17 protein-coding genes are annotated in these 16,269 nt (G+C 70.0%); 12 read left to right on the top strand and 5 right to left on the bottom strand.

Translation table 11 applies throughout. The annotated features are described in order from the left end of the window. The first annotated feature begins 386 nt into the window (after positions 1-386). The 6 genes from OG257_RS06295 (at position 387) to OG257_RS06270 (ending at position 6,494) form a co-directional block, all read left to right on the top strand. Entirely contained in the window at positions 387-2,051 is a 1,665-nt protein-coding gene (locus OG257_RS06295) for a sensor histidine kinase (protein ID WP_329205483.1), read from the top strand. After that, positions 2,048-2,455, top strand: a complete 408-nt coding sequence (locus OG257_RS06290; protein ID WP_329205480.1) for a roadblock/LC7 domain-containing protein — start codon at positions 2,048-2,050, stop codon at positions 2,453-2,455. The genes OG257_RS06295 and OG257_RS06290 overlap by 4 nt, the downstream gene beginning before the upstream one ends. Beyond that, entirely contained in the window at positions 2,452-2,820 is a 369-nt protein-coding gene (locus tag OG257_RS06285; RefSeq protein ID WP_329205478.1) for a DUF742 domain-containing protein, read from the top strand. The genes OG257_RS06290 and OG257_RS06285 overlap by 4 nt, the downstream gene beginning before the upstream one ends. Then, positions 2,801-3,415, top strand: coding sequence for a GTP-binding protein (locus tag OG257_RS06280; protein ID WP_329205476.1), 615 nt, complete (start codon positions 2,801-2,803; stop codon positions 3,413-3,415). The genes OG257_RS06285 and OG257_RS06280 overlap by 20 nt, the downstream gene beginning before the upstream one ends. Before the next feature lie 93 nt (positions 3,416-3,508). Beyond that, positions 3,509-5,071 (top strand): cytochrome P450, encoded by a 1,563-nt coding sequence (locus OG257_RS06275; protein WP_329205475.1) that lies wholly within the window; start codon positions 3,509-3,511, stop codon positions 5,069-5,071. A 76-nt stretch (positions 5,072-5,147) separates the two neighbouring features. Then, positions 5,148-6,494, top strand: a complete 1,347-nt coding sequence (locus tag OG257_RS06270; RefSeq protein WP_329205473.1) for a 6-phospho-beta-glucosidase — start codon at positions 5,148-5,150, stop codon at positions 6,492-6,494. A gap of 26 nt (positions 6,495-6,520) precedes the next feature. On the opposite strand, the gene OG257_RS06265 is transcribed toward OG257_RS06270, so the two are convergent. Together OG257_RS06265 and OG257_RS06260 are read right to left on the bottom strand one after the other, a co-directional pair. Further along, the gene (locus tag OG257_RS06265; protein WP_329205472.1) at positions 6,521-6,955 is read right to left on the bottom strand and encodes a hypothetical protein; all 435 of its coding nucleotides are present in this window, start codon (positions 6,953-6,955) and stop codon (positions 6,521-6,523) included. Beyond that, positions 6,949-7,407 (bottom strand): ATP-binding protein, encoded by a 459-nt coding sequence (locus OG257_RS06260; RefSeq protein ID WP_329205470.1) that lies wholly within the window; start codon positions 7,405-7,407, stop codon positions 6,949-6,951. Before OG257_RS06260 ends, OG257_RS06265 begins: the two co-directional genes overlap by 7 nt. Positions 7,408-7,612: 205 nt before the next feature. On the opposite strand from OG257_RS06260, the gene OG257_RS06255 reads away from it, so the two are divergent. The 5 genes from OG257_RS06255 to OG257_RS06235 all read left to right on the top strand — a co-directional run bounded on the left by OG257_RS06255 (position 7,613) and on the right by OG257_RS06235 (position 10,722). Further along, positions 7,613-8,473: a helix-turn-helix domain-containing protein gene (locus tag OG257_RS06255; protein ID WP_329205468.1), complete on the top strand. Its 861-nt coding sequence runs from the start codon at positions 7,613-7,615 to the stop codon at positions 8,471-8,473. Continuing rightward, positions 8,473-8,709, top strand: coding sequence for a DUF397 domain-containing protein (locus tag OG257_RS06250; protein WP_329205467.1), 237 nt, complete (start codon positions 8,473-8,475; stop codon positions 8,707-8,709). Before OG257_RS06255 ends, OG257_RS06250 begins: the two co-directional genes overlap by 1 nt. A gap of 64 nt (positions 8,710-8,773) precedes the next feature. After that, the gene (locus OG257_RS06245) at positions 8,774-9,583 is read left to right on the top strand and encodes an SAM-dependent methyltransferase (protein ID WP_329205465.1); all 810 of its coding nucleotides are present in this window, start codon (positions 8,774-8,776) and stop codon (positions 9,581-9,583) included. Positions 9,584-9,643: 60 nt separating this feature from the next. Then, the gene (locus OG257_RS06240) at positions 9,644-10,093 is read left to right on the top strand and encodes a YchJ family protein (protein WP_329205463.1); all 450 of its coding nucleotides are present in this window, start codon (positions 9,644-9,646) and stop codon (positions 10,091-10,093) included. A gap of 44 nt (positions 10,094-10,137) precedes the next feature. Further along, on the top strand, positions 10,138-10,722 hold the full coding sequence (locus OG257_RS06235) for a GNAT family N-acetyltransferase (RefSeq protein ID WP_329205462.1): 585 nt from the start codon (positions 10,138-10,140) through the stop codon (positions 10,720-10,722). Positions 10,723-10,741: 19 nt separating this feature from the next. On the opposite strand, the gene OG257_RS06230 is transcribed toward OG257_RS06235, so the two are convergent. Both OG257_RS06230 and OG257_RS06225 read right to left on the bottom strand, forming a co-directional pair. Beyond that, entirely contained in the window at positions 10,742-12,814 is a 2,073-nt protein-coding gene (locus OG257_RS06230) for an MDR family MFS transporter (protein ID WP_329205460.1), read from the bottom strand. 55 nt (positions 12,815-12,869) lie between these two features. Further along, complete coding sequence (locus OG257_RS06225) at positions 12,870-13,706, bottom strand: hypothetical protein (protein ID WP_329205459.1); 837 nt, start codon at positions 13,704-13,706, stop codon at positions 12,870-12,872. Positions 13,707-13,812: 106 nt separating this feature from the next. Between OG257_RS06225 and OG257_RS06220 the strand changes: the two genes are divergently transcribed. After that, complete coding sequence (locus OG257_RS06220; RefSeq protein WP_329205457.1) at positions 13,813-15,039, top strand: cytochrome P450; 1,227 nt, start codon at positions 13,813-13,815, stop codon at positions 15,037-15,039. A gap of 11 nt (positions 15,040-15,050) precedes the next feature. Here the strand turns inward: OG257_RS06220 and OG257_RS06215 are convergent, their stop codons facing one another. After that, positions 15,051-16,265: an acyl-CoA dehydrogenase family protein gene (locus OG257_RS06215; protein ID WP_329205456.1), complete on the bottom strand. Its 1,215-nt coding sequence runs from the start codon at positions 16,263-16,265 to the stop codon at positions 15,051-15,053. Positions 16,266-16,269: the final 4 nt, after the last annotated feature.

Raw genomic sequence — 16,269 nt, 5'->3', positions numbered from 1 at the left:
CCGCCCTGCGGTGTTCAGGGTTTCGTGTGCGTCTCGAATACTCGCCCACATGTGCGTTTTGAATCCGCCACTTCGGCTTTCCGGTGCCCGCCGCACCGTCGACCTGTCGCCGATGTGTCCCGTAGAGAGGGACGCGGGGGCCTGGTTTCGGCCGATTCCCGCTTTCCGTCACTCCCTGCGCACGCGTGACGGCGTTGAGTGCAAAACCTGGTGAGTGTATTACCGCCGGAGTGCTCGTGCAGGGGGTTGGGCGAATATGCCGAAGCGCTGTTCTGATCTGGCTAGGCTCACGCTCAGTGAAGTCGAGTTGATATGAATTCGAGCACTTGTTCATAGCTGTCCGTACAAGTGCGTATACCTGCCGAATCAACCGCCAGAGGTTTTAGATGGTTCGTGTTGAATCACCGCCGACAAACAGAGACATTCCCGTTGTCCGCGCCGCGCTGTTGCCCGTACTGCTGATGGCCTGCGCCACCACCGCCGGTGCGGTGCCGCTGACCGGGGACGCGCGGACGGCAGTCGTCTGGTGCGGTGCGGCCGCCACGGTCGTGGTCGCCGTGCTCGCCGTCGCACTCAACCGCCGCCGCCGCGCGATGCGCGTCCAGCGCGCGGAGTACGAACAGCGCATCGCCTTCCTGGAACACCGCCTCGCGGCCCACGACCAGGAGACCGTACGGCTGACCAAGGAACTCCTGCCCGCCGCGATCCGCCGGCTGCGCGCGAGCAACTCGCCGCAGGAGGTGATGCGCGACGTCGTCGACGCGGACGAGACCTACCGCAACCTCCCCAAGGCGCAGCGCGCCCTGGTCCTCCAGGTCCTCGACATCATCGACAACGAGGAGGCGATGCGTGACTCCGCGCAGCGCGCCTTCGTCAGTGTCGCCCGCCGCGTCCAGGCGATCGTCCACCGACAGGCCAGCGAGCTGCGGGAGATGGAGGACCATCACGGGCGCAACCCCGAGGTCTTCGACGACCTGCTCCGCATCGACCACGGCACCGCGCTGATCGGTCGGCTCGCCGACTCCATCGCCGTGCTCGGCGGTGCCCGCCCCAGCCGCCAGTGGCCCAAGCCCGTACCGCTGTTCAGCGTGCTGCGCGGCGCGATGTCCCGGATCCTCGAGTACCAGCGCGTCGACCTGCACTCGATCGCCAAGGTCGCCATCGTCGGCACGTCCGTCGAACCGCTCATCCACGCATGCGCCGAACTCCTCGACAACGCGACCCGCTACTCACCGCCCCAGACCCGGGTGCACGTCACCGCGGTCGAGGTGCAGACCGGCATCGCCATCGAGATCGAGGACGGCGGCGTCAGCCTCAGCGAGGAGGCCCGCGCCAGGGCCGAGAACATGCTCGCCCAGGCCCAGGCCGGCATCAACATGAACGACCTGGGGGAGTCCCCCCGACTGGGCATGGCCGTCGTCGGCCGGCTGTCGAGGATGTACCAACTCCAGGTATCCCTGCGGCAGTCCGCGTACGGCGGTGTCCGCGCCGTTCTCATCGTGCCGCGCGACATGATCACCACCGGGCCCGCTCCCGGTATCGCGCACGGCATCGGCGCCACCTCCCGGCCCCAGAGCTCGCTCGACATGTCGCAGCTCCAGCACGTCGTACCGCCGCCCGGCAAGCGCAGGGCACGCCCCGCGGCCACCGGCCCCGTACCGTCGGTCGGCGCGCCCCTGGCCGGATCCACGTCCGCGACGGGAACCTCCTCCGCGTCCGCCTCGCGTCCCGCCGCCACGGCGTCCGCGATGGGCGACGACGAAATCGTGGTCACCGAGTGGACCGAGGGCGGGCTTCCCCAGCGCCGCAGCCGCGGTCGCGCACCGCTCGGCTCGCACAACCTCCCGCAGCAGCACGCGGCCCCGGCCGCCGAGCCCGCCGCCGGAGCGCACAACGGATCGGGCGGGCACGGCGGCGGACGGCCGGGCGGACAGGAACCGCCGCCCGGTCTCTGGCTGGAGGCCTTCACCCAGGCCGTCAACGGCGTGCCTCAGGAACCGAAGACCGGCGAAGACTCTGACGATGCGTGGGACAAGGGAGACCTGAAGTGATCCAGCAGCGGGGAAACATGGACTGGATGCTCAAGGAACTGGCCGACGACGTACCGAGCATCCACCAGATCGTGGTGCTCTCCTCGGACGGGCTGCGCATCGCCCGGCACGGCGGCGACCCCGATGTGGCCGACCGGCTCGCGGCGGCCTGCGCCGGACTGCAGAGCCTGGCCGCCGCGGTCGCCACCGAGATCCCCTACAGCGACGGCCTGATGAAGCTCGTCGTCATCGAGGTCACCGGCGGATTCTTCTACCTGATGGCAGCGGGCACCGGCGCGTACCTCGCGGTGCTGGCCGGTGAGACCGTCGACGCCGGACTGGTCGGGGCCCGCATGCGGGACATGGTCGTCCGGATCGGAGCCCACCTGACGAGCCCGCCCCGACATGACGGGCAGGCCGGATGAGTGCTCCCCGACGAGAACGCCGAAAGGCCGACCCGGCACTGAACGACCCGGAACGGCTGTACGTGATCACCGGTGACACCGACGGTGAGAGGGCGGCGCTCGACCTCGTCACGATGGTCGTCGCGCAGGCCGAGCCGTCGCCCACGGTCCAGCCCGAGCAGGCCGCGATCCTGCGGCTCTGCAGGGCGCCGTTGTCCGTCGCCGAGATCTCGGCCTATCTGAGCCTGCCCTTCAGCGTGGTCACCTCGCTCCTGACGGAACTCCTGGCGACCGAACTGATCGAATCGCGCGCGCCCATCGTCCGCGCCGCACTTCCGGACCGGTCCCTCCTCGAAGCGGTGATGCATGGACTTCAGAAGCTCTGACACGATCACGGGCCCCCGCAGCGAGGACGTCCTCCCCACCACGGCGACGGCCGCGGTGAAGGTCGTCATCGTCGGCGGCTTCGGGGTCGGCAAGACGACCATGGTCGGCTCGGTGAGCGAGATCCGGCCCCTGACGACCGAAGAGACCATGACGCAGGCCGGCGTCGGCGTGGACGACAACGTCGGGGTGGAGAGCAAGACCGCGACGACGGTCGCCATGGACTTCGGACGGATCAGCCTCAGCGAGGAACTGATCCTCTATCTGTTCGGCACCCCCGGCCAGGAACGCTTCTGGTTCCTGTGGAACGGACTGTTCGAGGGAGCACTCGGAGCCGTCGTCCTGATCGACACCCGCAGGCTCCAGGTCAGCTTCGACGTGATCGGCCGGCTGGAGGAGCGCGGTGTGCCCTTCGTCGTCGCGGTCAACACCTTCCCCGACGCGCCCCACCACCCGGTCGAGGCGCTGCGCAACGCCCTCGACCTGCCGGACGAGGTTCCGATAATCGACTGCGACGCCCGCCTGCGTGCCTCCAGCCGCGATGTGCTGATGACCCTGATGCGCTATCTGCACAGCCTGGCCGTTCCCCTCGCCTGACGGCGGGACGAGGCTGCCCCAGGCCCCCACCTGTGCGCACCCCGCCCCGCACCCCCCGCGCCCGACCTTGGAAGCCCGATCCCTGGAGCGACTGTGACAACCCCCTTCCACTACGAACCCGGAGCGGCCACGGGGCCGGTGCCGCCGCCGGAGTGCCCGGCCCACGGGATGGGCCGAGGCCCGGGCGGACTGCGCCGGTTCTACGGGCCCGAGGCGGAGAACGACCCCGCTGGCCTCTACGACAAGCTGCGTGCCGAGCACGGCGCGGTGGCACCGGTGCTGCTGCACGGAGACGTGCCCGCCTGGCTCGTGCTCGGCCACAGCGAGAACCTCCACATGACCAGGACGCCCTCGCAGTTCTCCCGTGACTCGCGGCGCTGGAGCGCGCTGCAGGACGGCAGTGTCGCCCCGGACCACCCGCTCGCCCCGATCTTCACCTGGCAGCCGGTCTGCGTGTTCGCCGACGGCGACGCCCATGAGCGACTGCGCGGCGCGGTCACGGACAGCATGGCGCGGATCGACACCCGCGGCGTCCGCCGGCACGTCAACCGCTTCAGTAACCGTCTCGTCAACGACTTCTGCCAGAAGGGCTCCGCCGAGCTCGTCGGCCAGTTCGCCGATCATCTGCCGATGATGGTGATGTGCGCGATCTTCGGCATGCCCGAGGAGTACAACGACCGGCTGGTGCAGGCCGCCCGCGACATGACCCGGGGCACCGCCACGGCCGTGGAGAGCAACGCCTATGTGCTCTCCGCGCTGACGAGGCTCGTCGAGCGGCGGCGTATCGCCCCTGCCCATGACTTCGCCGGCTGGCTCGTCGAGCATCCCGCCGGGCTCAGCGACGTGGAGGTCGCGGAACACCTGCGGCTCATCCTCATCGCCGCGTACGAATCGACCGCGAACCTGATCGCCAACGTCGTACGCATGGTGCTGACCGACCCGCGCTTCCGCGCCCGGCTCAGCGGTGGGCACATGACCGTGCCGGAAGCGGTGGAGCAGACGCTGTGGGACGAGCCGCCGTTCACCGCCGTCTTCGGCCGCTGGGCCGTGGGCGACACGGAGCTCGGAGGCCAGCAGATCAAGGCGGGTGACGCCCTCCTCGTCGGGATCGCACCGGCCAACACCGACCCGTCGGTACGGCCCGACCTCACCGCCAACATGGAGGGCAACCGCGCCCACCTCGCCTTCAGCGGCGGCCCGCACGAATGCCCCGGCCAGGACATCGGGCGCGCCATCGCGGATGTCGGGGTCGACGCCCTGCTGATGCGGCTGCCCGACCTCGAGCTCGCCGTCGACGAGAGCGAGCTGGACTGGATCGGCAACATCATGGGCCGCCATCTGGTGGACCTGCCGGTGAAGTTCGCGCCCAGCCCGCAGCAGGAGGTCGACGCGGACCCGCAGACATCGATGTCGGCCAGGCCGCGGCCCCGCACCGACTGGGAGGTGTCGTCGCCGGCCGTACCGAAGCCCGCGACGGCCGGCGGGCCGGGACCGCGACCCGGCTACGCCCCCGGCACGCGCCCGGTTGCCGAACCGGCCGCCGTGCACCGGGACGATCCGTCGGCCGCACCGGTCGCCGCCCCCGTGATTCCCGCACAGCGGAGCGGGCCGACGAGGATCTGGCGGGCCGTGACCCGCTGGTGGAACGGCTACTGACACAACGGACGCCCCGGGCCTCCTGGCCCGGGGCGTCGCGCCCCGGGCCGCGGCCGCCCCCGTACCATCGAGCAGCGTGAAGCTGACAATTCTTGGCGGTGGCGGATTCCGGGTGCCTCTCGTGTACGGGGCACTGCTCGGCGATCATGCCGAGGGCCGCGTATCGCGGGTGACCCTGTACGACACGGACACCGGTCGGCTCACCGCCGTCGCCAGGGTCCTCGCCGAACAGGCCCGCGGCATCCATGACGCGCCCGCGGTCGTCGCCACCGACGACCTCGACGAGGCCCTGCGCGGTGCGGACTTCGTCTTCTCGGCCATCAGGGTCGGCGGCCTCGAAGGCCGTGCCGCCGACGAACGCGTCGCGCTCGACGAAGGCGTCCTGGGCCAGGAGACGGTCGGAGCCGGCGGCATCGCGTACGGGCTGCGCACCGTCCCCGTCGCGGTCGAGCTCGCCCGGCGCATCGCCCGGCTCGCACCGCACGCGTGGGTCATCAACTTCACCAATCCGGCGGGCCTGGTCACCGAGGCCATGTCCCGGCACCTCGGCGACCGGGTCATCGGGATCTGCGACTCCCCGGTGGGACTCGGCCGCCGGATCGCCCGGGTCCTCGGCGCCGACCCGGACCGGGCGTGGATCGACTACGTCGGGCTCAACCACCTCGGGTGGGTCCGCGGGCTGCACATCGAGGGCCGCGACGAGCTCCCCCGGCTGCTCGCCGATCCGGCGCTGCTCGGTTCGTTCGAGGAGGGCAGGCTCTTCGGCACGGAGTGGCTGCGCTCCCTCGGTGCCGTTCCCAACGAGTACCTGCACTACTACTACTTCAACCGGGAAGCGGTCCGCGCCTACCAGGAGGCCGAACAGACCCGCGGCGCGTTCCTCCGCGACCAGCAGGAGGGCTTCTACGCGCGGATGAAGGACCCGGCCGCCCCCGCGCTGACCACCTGGGACCGCACGCGCGCCGAGCGCGAGGCGACGTACATGGCGGAGAACCGGGACGTGGCGGGGGCCGGCGAACGAGAGGAGAGCGATCTGGAGTCCGGCGGCTACGAACAGGTCGCGCTCGCCCTCATGCGGGCCGTCGCCCGTAACGAACGGACCTCACTGATCCTCAACGTCCGCAACCGCGGGACCCTCTCGGTGCTCGACACGGACGCCGTCATCGAGGTGCCCTGCCTGGTCGACGCCAACGGCGCCCACCCCGTCGCCGTCGACCCGCTCCCGTACCACGCGGTCGGCCTGGTCACGGCGGTCAAGGCCGTGGAACGCGCGGTCCTCGAAGCGGCGGAGACCGGTTCACGCGCCGCGGCCGTGCGGGCCTTCGCACTGCATCCGCTGGTCGACTCCGTGACGGTGGCCCGCCGCCTCGTCGACGAGTACACCCAGGTCCACCCGGGGCTCGCGTACCTCGACCGCCCCTGACCCGCCTCTTCCGAGGAGTCCGGGACTCAGGGAGCGGGTACGGCCCTCGGCCGGCCGGCGGGTGCCCAGGACGGTGCGACCCCGGTGACCTGGCACACCATGAGGAAAAGCGGAATGGGCGGCGTATAGGGCGTACGGCTGTCCGGTGCGTGGATCAGCCGGGGGCGGCCGGCCGGAACGTAGGCGCCGGTGGCGTAGGAAGCCTGTTCCGGCCAGTCCAGATCGAGGTCCGAACCCGAGGGCACGATCCACCACCACTGGTCCGCGTCGGCGAACACGCACCCGGCGCGGGGCAGATGGGACATCAACCGGAATCCGTACCGCGCGGGCACGCCCACGGCGTCGCAGCCGAGGCTCGCCGAAAGTGCGGGTGGCAGCGGCAACTTGACCCGGCCGTCGGCGTCCTCGCCGATCCGGGACCTACGGGCTCCGAGGAGCTGGGACAGGGCGTTCTTCAGCATGGCTGCTCCGAGCTGTGCGGCAGTTCCGCCCAGACGATGCGGCCCGATGCGTTCCCCGTGTCGTACGAACCCCAGGCGGCGCTCATGGAATCGACGAGCAGCAGTCCTCGTCCGTGCTCGTCGTCGGCCTGCAGGGACAGCCGTGGTCCGCCGGGCTGGTGTCCCTGGTCCTGCACGGATATGCGCAACCGGCCGTCGGAGCAGCGGAGCTCGCAGACGACGCGCGCGCTGGCGGTGTGCACCACCGCGTTGGTGACCAGCTCGGAGACGATCAGGACCGCCGCGTCGTAGGCGTCACCGCTCAGCCGCCACTCGGCGAGCCGGGCCCGTGTCAGCTGCCGCGCACCCGCCACCGATTCGGGGTGCGCCGACAGCGCGAAGCAGTAACGGAGCGCTTCCGTCCCGGGGCTGAGGTCCACGAGCCGGGGGATGAGCGCACTGCCAGGTGCCACGACCAATTCCTCACAGTGGGGGCTGCGTCACGCTTCGCACCGTGGTGGATCGAGGGTCGGGCGCGACAACGTGAACTGGTTCACCCCAACTCTCCCTCTGACATGAACACTTGGCAAGAGGCACTCTGAAAAATTCAGAGTGCCTGTGTCCATGGAGCCATGCGCATGGCACACTGCTCGCAAACAGCGCATCGGGAGGTCTGAAGTGAGCGAACCGCGGTCCGCCCCGACCGTGGGTCAGGTCGTTCTCGGCAAGCGTCTGCAGGATCTGCGGGAGCGAGTCGGTCTGAGCCGCGACCAGGCAGCGAAGGTGCTTCGTGTCGCTCCCGGGACGATACGCAGGATGGAGACGGCCGAGGTCGGGCTGAAGATCCCCTACATCCAGCTCCTCCTGAAGGCCTACGGGATCGCGGACGACGAGACGGACGCCTTCGTCGAGCTCGCGGAGGAGGCCAACAAACCGGGCTGGTGGCAGCGCTTCCACGATGTGCTGCCCGACTGGTTCAGCATGTACGTCAGCCTGGAGGGCGCCGCGAGCCTCCTGCGCACCTACGAGCCGCACTTCGTTCCCGGTCTGCTCCAGACCGAGGACTACGCGCGCTCCGTGATGCGTACCGGGGCGGTCGGCCAGACCAGGCCCGAGGACATCGAGCGCCATGTGGCGCTGCGGATGGAGCGGCAGTCGCTGCTCACCAGGGAGGACGCGCCGAAGCTGTGGGTGGTCATGGACGAGACCGTCCTGCGCCGTCCCGTCGGCAGTCCCGACGTCATGCGCGGCCAGATCGACCGGCTGCTCGAGGCGACGGCCCTGCCCAACGTGACCCTGCAGATAGCGGAGTTCGCGACCGGCCACCACCCGGGCACCTACGGGCCGTTCGTCCTCTTCCGCTTCGCCGTCCCCGAACTGCCCGACATGGTGTACAGCGAGTACCTGACCGGCGCCGTCTACTTCGACGCGCGTCCCGAGGTGGCTTCCTACCTCGAGGTCATGGACCGCATGGCGGCTCAGGCCGCAACTGCACAACGCACGAAGGAAATCCTCAGGGACTTCCGCAAGGAGCTGTGATGAACCACATATACAACGGCATGCCGGCCGCCGATCTCGGCTCCGAAGGCTGGTACAAGCCGTGGAGCGGTGGTAACGGGGGCAACTGCATCGAGGCCATGAAGCTGGCCGACGGCAGGGTCGCGGTCCGCCAGTCCTCGGATCCCGACGGCCCCGCCCTCATCTACTCCAACGGCGAGATCGCCGCCTTCATCCAGGGGGCCAAGGCGGGTCAGGCCGACTTCCTTCTCACCTGACATACCGCCATATATTCTCGCACCACCAGCTGTTCGCCGTTACCGCCGACCAACGGAGCGCGCCATGACCGGGATCGACCACCCAGCCGTCGAGATCGACACCAGCAAACCGCATCCCGCGCGAATGTACGACTGGTTCCTCGGCGGCAAGGACAACTACCCGGTCGACGAACAGATGGCCAAGCAGCTGCTCGCTCTGGACTCCCGCGGCCGCGACATGGCCCGGGTCAACCGGGCCTTCATGCACCGCGCCACCCGCTGGCTCGCCGAGAACGGCGTACACCAGTTCCTCGACATCGGTTCGGGCATACCCACCGAGCCGAACCTCCACCAGATCGCCCAGCAGACCGTCCCGGCCGCGCGCGTCGTCTACTGCGACAACGACCCGATCGTGCTCGCGCACGCGGCGGCCCTGCTGCGCTCCACCCCCGAGGGCGCCACCGAATACATCCAGGCCGACGCCCGCCGGCCCGAGTCCATCCTGGAAGAGGCCGGCAAGGTCCTCGACTTCACCGAGCCGATCGCCCTGTCGCTGCTCGCGCTGCTCCACTTCCTGGACGACGAGGACGGCGCCGCCGAACTCGTCGACCGGCTGGTGGAACAGCTCCCCTCCGGCAGCTACCTGGTGCTCTCGCAGACCACGGGCGACTTCAACCCGGAGGGCGCCGCCCAGGCCCGTGCCATGTACAAGGCGCGCGGCATGACCCTGCGGCCCCGCTCGCGCGCCGAACTCACCGAGTTCTTCCACGGGCTCGAGTTCGTCGAGCCCGGCGTCTCGCTCTCCGCCGACTGGCATCCGGAACTCGGCGAGGTCATCGACGTCCCGGGCGACGAGCCGATCCCCGGCTACGCGGGCGTGGCGCGCAAGCCCTGAGGGCCCGGACCCGCCACCCCGGTCCGGGAGGGACTCCGGAAGGCGGGTCACAATGGAGGCATGTCACGACGCCCCTCACGCCCGCGCCGAACGGTCGCCCCCGGAGCCGGTGCCCCGGAGATCACCCCCGCGTCCCCGTGCCCGTGCGGCCTGCGGTCCACCTACGGGGACTGCTGCGGCCGCCTGCACGCAGGCACGGCCAAGGCCCGGTCCTGCGAGGAGCTGATGCGCAGCCGGTACACGGCGTTCGTCGTCCGGGACGCCGCGTACCTGCTGCGCACCTGGCACCCAGACACCCGTCCGCCCGCCGTCGACTTCGACCCGGCGATGCGCTGGGTGGGCCTGGACATCCTGGACACGGCCGAAGGCAGCGCCTTCCACTCCACGGGCACGGTCACCTTCCGCGCCCACTACACGTACGACGGCAGTCCCGACTCGCTCCACGAGCAGAGCCGCTTCGTCCGCCACGAGGGGCTGTGGGTCTACTCCGCGGCGGTCTTCATCGACTGAGAATCCGTTGTACGCGGCCGCGTCGCCGCCCGTACGATCCGCGCATGAGCGAGAACACGACGGACCCGGACGACGAACGAGCACGCTGCTGGCGCGGCCGGAACCTCGCGTTCACCCCGCTGGAGATCGACGACGCCGAACTGATCCAGCACTGGCGCTCCGACCCGGCGGCCGCCCATGAGACGGGTGCCTGGCCCACTTCGCTGTACGGGCTCCGCGAGCGCATCGAGCGCAACCTCGACGACGACTCACGTGACGACTTCCTGGTTCTCCTCCCGGACGGCACCCCCATCGGCCTCATAGCCCTGCACGACCAGCAGCCGGCCGACAGCACCGCCGAGGCCTATCTGATGCTGGCCCCCGAGCACCGGGCCAAGGGCCACGGCGTGGCCGCCCTCGACGCGCTCACCGACCTGGCCTTCGGCGAACTGCCGATGCACCGGGTCGAGGCGTTCACCCACACCGACAACACCAGGGCCCTCTCCGTGCTCACCGCAGCGGGATTCGTCCATGAGGGCGTACGCCGCTCGGCCTGCCTGCACCGCGGCCGCCGCCACGACCTGGCGGCCCTCGCGCTGCTCCGCCCCGAGTGGGAGGCCCGCGACCGCCCCCGGTCCTGGGAACTCTGATCAGGTCTTTCCGTGCGGATCAGACCGGGGCCACCGCCCGCTGTTTCGGTGCCAGCTCCTGCGCCAGGTCCTCCGCCAGCAGCCGCTTGGCGATCACATCGACCGCCGCCCGCAGCTGCCCGTCGTCGGGCCGTGCACCGTCCTCGGCCAGGCGTTCGTTGAGCCAGCGCCCCCAGGCGTCGGAGATGGTGGCGGCCTCCCGCCGGCCTGCCGCCGTGTGGGTGAAGAGGTGGCCGTCCCCGGTCAGGTAGCCCTCCTCGATCATCCGGTCGAAGACAGGCACCAGCACCTCGGGTGGGATCCGGTGCCGGGTCGCCATCAGACGGAGGCCGGCATGGCCGACCATCCGGGTGAAGAGGTCGACCTGCATCACCGCCCAGGCCCCCGCCATGTCGAGGCGTGTGTCGGAGTCGGCGACGATCCGCCGGGCCGTGTCCGGACCTGCCTCGTGCAGGATCCTGGCCACGGCGAACTCGAGCACCTTCGCCGAGTCCCCGGTGCTCGGCTGGGCGAAGCCGTCGCCCATGTCGGTCGAGTTCGCCCGCGCACTGTCGCGCAGTTTCACCTGCTTCAGGAAGAGCGATACGACGAATCCGATGAGGGCGACCGGGACCGTCCACAGGAAGACCGTGTGCAGCGTGTCCGCGTACGCCTGTGCCAGCGGAGCAGACTGTTCGGCGGGCAGCGCGTGCAGGGCCTGGGGGCTCTCGGCCGCCCGCGCCAGTACCTCGGGGTCCCCGCCGGCCTGCGCGGCCTCCGTGATCCCCTCCGTCAGGTTCGGCGTGAGCGCGTTGGCGTAGATCGTGCCGAACACCGCCGTACCGAACGAGCTGCCGAGGGTGCGGAAGAAGGTGACGCCGGAGGTCGCCGTGCCCAGGTCCGAGTAGTCGACGGTGTTCTGCACGGCGATCGTCAGCACCTGCATCGACAGGCCGATGCCCACGCCCAGCACCAGCATGTACAGGGACTCCAGCCAGACCCCGCTGTCCGGGCCCATGCGGGAGAGCAGGAAGAGACCGACCGCCATGACGAGCGAACCGACGATGGGAAAGATCCGGTAGTGGCCGGTCTTGCTGACCACGTTGCCGCTGAAGATCGAGGCCACGAGCAGCCCGATCACCATGGGCAGGGTCCGTACCCCGGACAGCGTGGCCGAGTCCCCGTCCACGTACTGCAGATACGTCGGCAGGAAGATCATCGCGCCGAGCATCGCGAAGCCCACGATGAAGCTCAGGATGGAGCAGACCGTGAACACCGGGTTCCGGAACAGCCGCATCGGCAGCATCGGCTCCTTCGCCCGCACCTCCACCACACAGAACAGGGCCAGCGCGACGAGACCGCAGACGAACAGGCCGATGATGACCGGGGAACCCCAGGCGTACTCGTTGCCGCCCCAGCTCGTCGCCAGGATCAGCGCGCTGGCGCCGACCGCGACCAGGGTGATGCCCAGGTAGTCGATGACAGGCCGTCCGGCCGCCCTCACCGCCGGGATGTTGCGGGCGGCGGCGATGACGACCACGATCGCGATCGGCACATTGACGTAGAACGCCCAGCGCCAGGTCAGATGGTCGGTGAACAGCCCGCCCAGCAGCGGTCCGACGACCGTGGCCACACCGAAGACCGCTCCGATCGCCCCCTGGTACTTGCCCCGGTCGCGCAGCGGGATGACATCGGCGATCAGCGCCATCGACGTGACCATGAGACCGCCGGCGCCGATCCCCTGCAGACCGCGCCAGATGATCAGCAGCAGCATGTTCGACGCCAGGCCGCAGAGGAACGAGCCGGTGATGAAGATGATCGCCGAGATCTGGAAGATCAGTTTCCGGCCGAACATGTCACCGAACTTGCCGACCAGGACGGTCGCCACGGTCTCCGCCAGCAGATACGCGGTGACGACCCACGACATGTGCGCCGCGCCGCCGAGGTCCGAGACGATGGTGGGCAGAGCCGTGCCCACGATCGTCTGGTCCAGGGCCGCCAGCAGGATCCCGAGCACGATCGTCGCGAAGACGATGTTCCTGCGGCGCGGATCGAGGACGGGCGGAGCGGCGGCACTCTGCACGGCGGGGGCGGTCTCGCTGGCAGTGGTCACGCTTGCACCCTCACACCGGTGCCCGCCCCACGCATGCGGGCGAAGGCCGGACGGGTCAGGCGAGCAGCTCCCGTACAGAGGCCTTCATCCGGGCCACGAACGCCTCCCTGACCGGCTCCGTGACACGGTCGAGCGAGAGGTACGGATTGAGGTCCTCCAGCTCGACGAGCAGCAGCTCGCCCTCCGCCGTCCGGCAGGCGTCGACCCGCTGGATGCCGTGCGTGAGGCTGTTCCACTCCACGAAGCGACGCGCGAAGCCGAGATCCGCCGGGCTCGGGGTGTAGGGCTCCAGTACCCAGCGCCGATCGGGGTGCGGCGCGTTCAGCGCGTACTGGAAGTCCCGGTCGACGAAGTAGAAGGACACCTCGTAGCGGAAGTCGATCCTCGGCTGGACGAGCAGCGTGCCGTCGGTTCCCGCAGGCAGCTCCGGGTCCCGGGTGAACCGCAGGCCCACCGAGTCCGCCCCCAGCTTCGGCTTGACGACGTACTCGGAGGCCTCGGGCAGCAGCCCGAGATCCGCCGCACGGTCCACGGTGGGGATCACCGGGAACCCGGCACGGCTCAGATCGACCAGATACTGCTTGCCGCCCATGTCACCGCGGCCGTCCAGCGTGTTGTAGACCCGGGTCCCGAGCTCCCGCGCCCGCGCGCAGAACGTGTCGTACGCCTCCTGGTAGTGCAGCACCGGGCCGCTGTTGCGAACGACCACCGCGTCGAACCCGTCCAGCAGCGCCTCCGCGTCCCGGGGGTGACAGAGCGCGACGTCGAACTCCTCGCGCAGCCTGGACGTCAGGAAGATGTCCTCGTCGCAGTAGCGGCGGCCGCGCGCCTCGTAGGCGAGATCGGTGACGAACAGCACGGACGCGCGCGGCCGACCGGATGAGGTGTGCATGACGTTCCCCCGGGGGGTGTGGATCGGACAGCCGGTCAATAGCCTTGTGGGGAAAGCTCGTTCACAACCCCGGAACGTACTGATGTCTGCCCCACAGGAGTCACACGTGTCCCAAGCGTTGCCACTGCCCGATATTCTCTCTCCCGCCTTCGCCGCCGACCCCTACGGGGCCTACCGCACGATGCGCGAGAGTGCTCCGCTGCTCCGGCACGAGGCCACCGACAGTTACCTCGTCTCCCGGTACGAGGACGTCGAGCGGGTCTTCAAGGACAAGGCCCAGGAGTTCACCACCGAGAACTACGACTGGCAGCTCGAACCCGTCCACGGCCGGACGATCCTCCAGCTCAGCGGCCGGGAGCACGCTGTCCGCCGGGCACTGGTCGCCCCCGCCTTCCGCGGTGCGGACCTCCAGGAGAAGTTCCTGCCCGTCATCGAGCGCAACGCCCGCGAGCTGATCGACGCGTTCCGGGGCAGCGGCGAGACCGATCTCGTGGAGTCCTTCGCCACGCGCTTCCCGGTCCTGGTGATCGCCGACATGCTCGGCCTGGACAGGACCGATCACGAACGCTTCCACGGCTGGTACACCACCGTCATCGCCTTCCTCGGCAATCTCGCGGGCGACCCCGACGTCGCGGCGGCCGGCGAGCGGACCCGCCAGGAGTTCGCCGCCTACATGATCCCGGTCATCCAGGAGCGCAGGCAGGCACCCGGCGACGACCTGCTCTCCGCGCTCTGCGCCGCCGAGGTCGACGGCGTCCGGATGAGCGACGAGGACATCAAGGCCTTCTGCAGCCTGCTCCTCGCGGCGGGCGGGGAGACCACCGACAAGGCCATCGCCTCGATCTTCGCCAATCTGCTGGCCCACCCCGAGCAGCTCGCCGCGGTCCGCGCGGACCGCTCACTCATCGACCGGGCCTTCGCCGAGACCCTGCGCTACACCCCGCCGGTCCACATGATCATGCGGCAGACGGCGCACGAGGTGGAGCTGACCGGCGGCACCGTTCCCGCAGGAGCCACCGTCACCTGCCTGATCGGCTCGGCCAACCGTGACGCGGACCGCTACCGCGAACCGGACCGCTTCGACATCTTCCGCACCGACCTGACCAGCACCACCGCGTTCTCCGCCGCGGCCGACCACCTCGCTTTCGCACTCGGCCGGCACTTCTGCGTGGGCGCGCTGCTGGCCAGGGCGGAGGTGGAGACCGGGGTGAACCAGTTGCTCGACGCGATGCCGGACCTCCGGCTCGCCGACGGCTTCGTACCGGCCGAGCAGGGAGTGTTCACCAGGGGCCCGGGATCGCTCCCGGTGCGCTTCACCCCGGTCGGTGACTGAGCGGCACGGGCTCAGCGGATGTGGCGCCCGGAGATGGCCCGTGCGATGACCAGGCGCTGGATCTCGCTGGTCCCCTCGAAGATCGTGTAGATCTTGGCATCGCGGTACATCCGCTCCACGGGGTGCTCCCTGCTGTACCCGGCGCCGCCGAGGATCTGGACGGCCTTCTCCGTCGCGGAGACGGCGAGTTCACCCGCGCGCAGCTTCGACATGGAGCCCTGGCCCGCATCGAAGGTCCGGTCGTTGCGGGCCATCCAGGCGGCCTGCCAGATCAGCAGACGTACGGACTCGATCTCGGTACGGATGTCGGCGAGCGCGAAAGCGATCGACTGGTTCTCGATGATCGGCCGGCCGAACGCCTCGCGCCGTCCCGCGTACTCAAGCGCGTACTCGTACGCCGCCCGCGCGATGCCCAGCGCCTGGGCGCCCACGGTGGGGCGGCTGACCTCGAAGGTCGCCATCGCCGCCTGCCCCTTGGCGTTGCCGCCCTCGCGGGCGCGGGCGAGCCGGGTGTCGAGCTTCTCCTTGCCGCCCAGCAGACAGTGGCCCGGTACGCGGACGTCGTCGAGGAAGACGTCCGCGGTGTGCGAGGCGCGCAGGCCGAGCTTCTTGACGGTGCGGCCCGCCTCCAGGCCCGCGGTGCCGGGCGGCACGATGAACGCCGCCTGTCCGCGGGCTCCGAGCGAGGGGTCGACCGAGGCGACGACCACATGGACCTCGGCGATCCCGCCGTTGGTGATCCACGCCTTCTGGCCGGAGAGGACCCACTCGTCCCTGGCCTCGTCGTAACGGGCCTTCGTGGCCATCGCGGAGACGTCCGATCCGGCCTGCGGCTCGGAGACGCAGAAGGCCGCGACCTTCGGGTCGTCCTCGTCGCCGAAACACTGCGGGACCCACTCGGCGAGCTGGTCAGGAGTGCCGGAGGCGAAGATCCCGGCGACCGCGAGCGAGGTGCCGAAGAGCGCCATGCCGATCCCGGCGTCGCCCCAGAACAGCTCCTCGTTGGCGATCTGGAGGGAGAGGCCGCTGGGGTCCCCGTACATGTCGGCCAGCGACTCGAACCCGTACAGACCGATCCGGGCCGCTTCCTGGATGACGGGCCACGGGGTCTCCTCCCGGGCGTCCCATTCTGCCGCCGCCGGGCGCACCACCTGGGCGGCGAAGCCGTGTACCCAGTTGCGCAGATCCTGCTGTTCCTCGGTGAGGGCGAGCGAGAAGTAGCTCATGGGT

This window comes from Streptomyces sp. NBC_00683 (assembly GCF_036226745.1).
Lineage (GTDB): Bacteria > Actinomycetota > Actinomycetes > Streptomycetales > Streptomycetaceae > Streptomyces.
This window is presented reverse-complemented; position numbering and strand designations above follow the sequence as displayed.

Coding starts and splice junctions, on each gene's coding strand:
- OG257_RS06250 (WP_329205467.1), top strand. CDS start 8,473: ATGAACCACATATACAACGGCATGCCGGCCGCCGATCTCGGCTCCGAA.
- OG257_RS06265 (WP_329205472.1), bottom strand. CDS start 6,955: ATGCTGAAGAACGCCCTGTCCCAGCTCCTCGGAGCCCGTAGGTCCCGG.
- OG257_RS06235 (WP_329205462.1), top strand. CDS start 10,138: ATGAGCGAGAACACGACGGACCCGGACGACGAACGAGCACGCTGCTGG.
- OG257_RS06295 (WP_329205483.1), top strand. CDS start 387: ATGGTTCGTGTTGAATCACCGCCGACAAACAGAGACATTCCCGTTGTC.
- OG257_RS06215 (WP_329205456.1), bottom strand. CDS start 16,265: ATGAGCTACTTCTCGCTCGCCCTCACCGAGGAACAGCAGGATCTGCGC.
- OG257_RS06285 (WP_329205478.1), top strand. CDS start 2,452: ATGAGTGCTCCCCGACGAGAACGCCGAAAGGCCGACCCGGCACTGAAC.
- OG257_RS06245 (WP_329205465.1), top strand. CDS start 8,774: ATGACCGGGATCGACCACCCAGCCGTCGAGATCGACACCAGCAAACCG.
- OG257_RS06280 (WP_329205476.1), top strand. CDS start 2,801: ATGGACTTCAGAAGCTCTGACACGATCACGGGCCCCCGCAGCGAGGAC.
- OG257_RS06225 (WP_329205459.1), bottom strand. CDS start 13,706: ATGCACACCTCATCCGGTCGGCCGCGCGCGTCCGTGCTGTTCGTCACC.
- OG257_RS06240 (WP_329205463.1), top strand. CDS start 9,644: ATGTCACGACGCCCCTCACGCCCGCGCCGAACGGTCGCCCCCGGAGCC.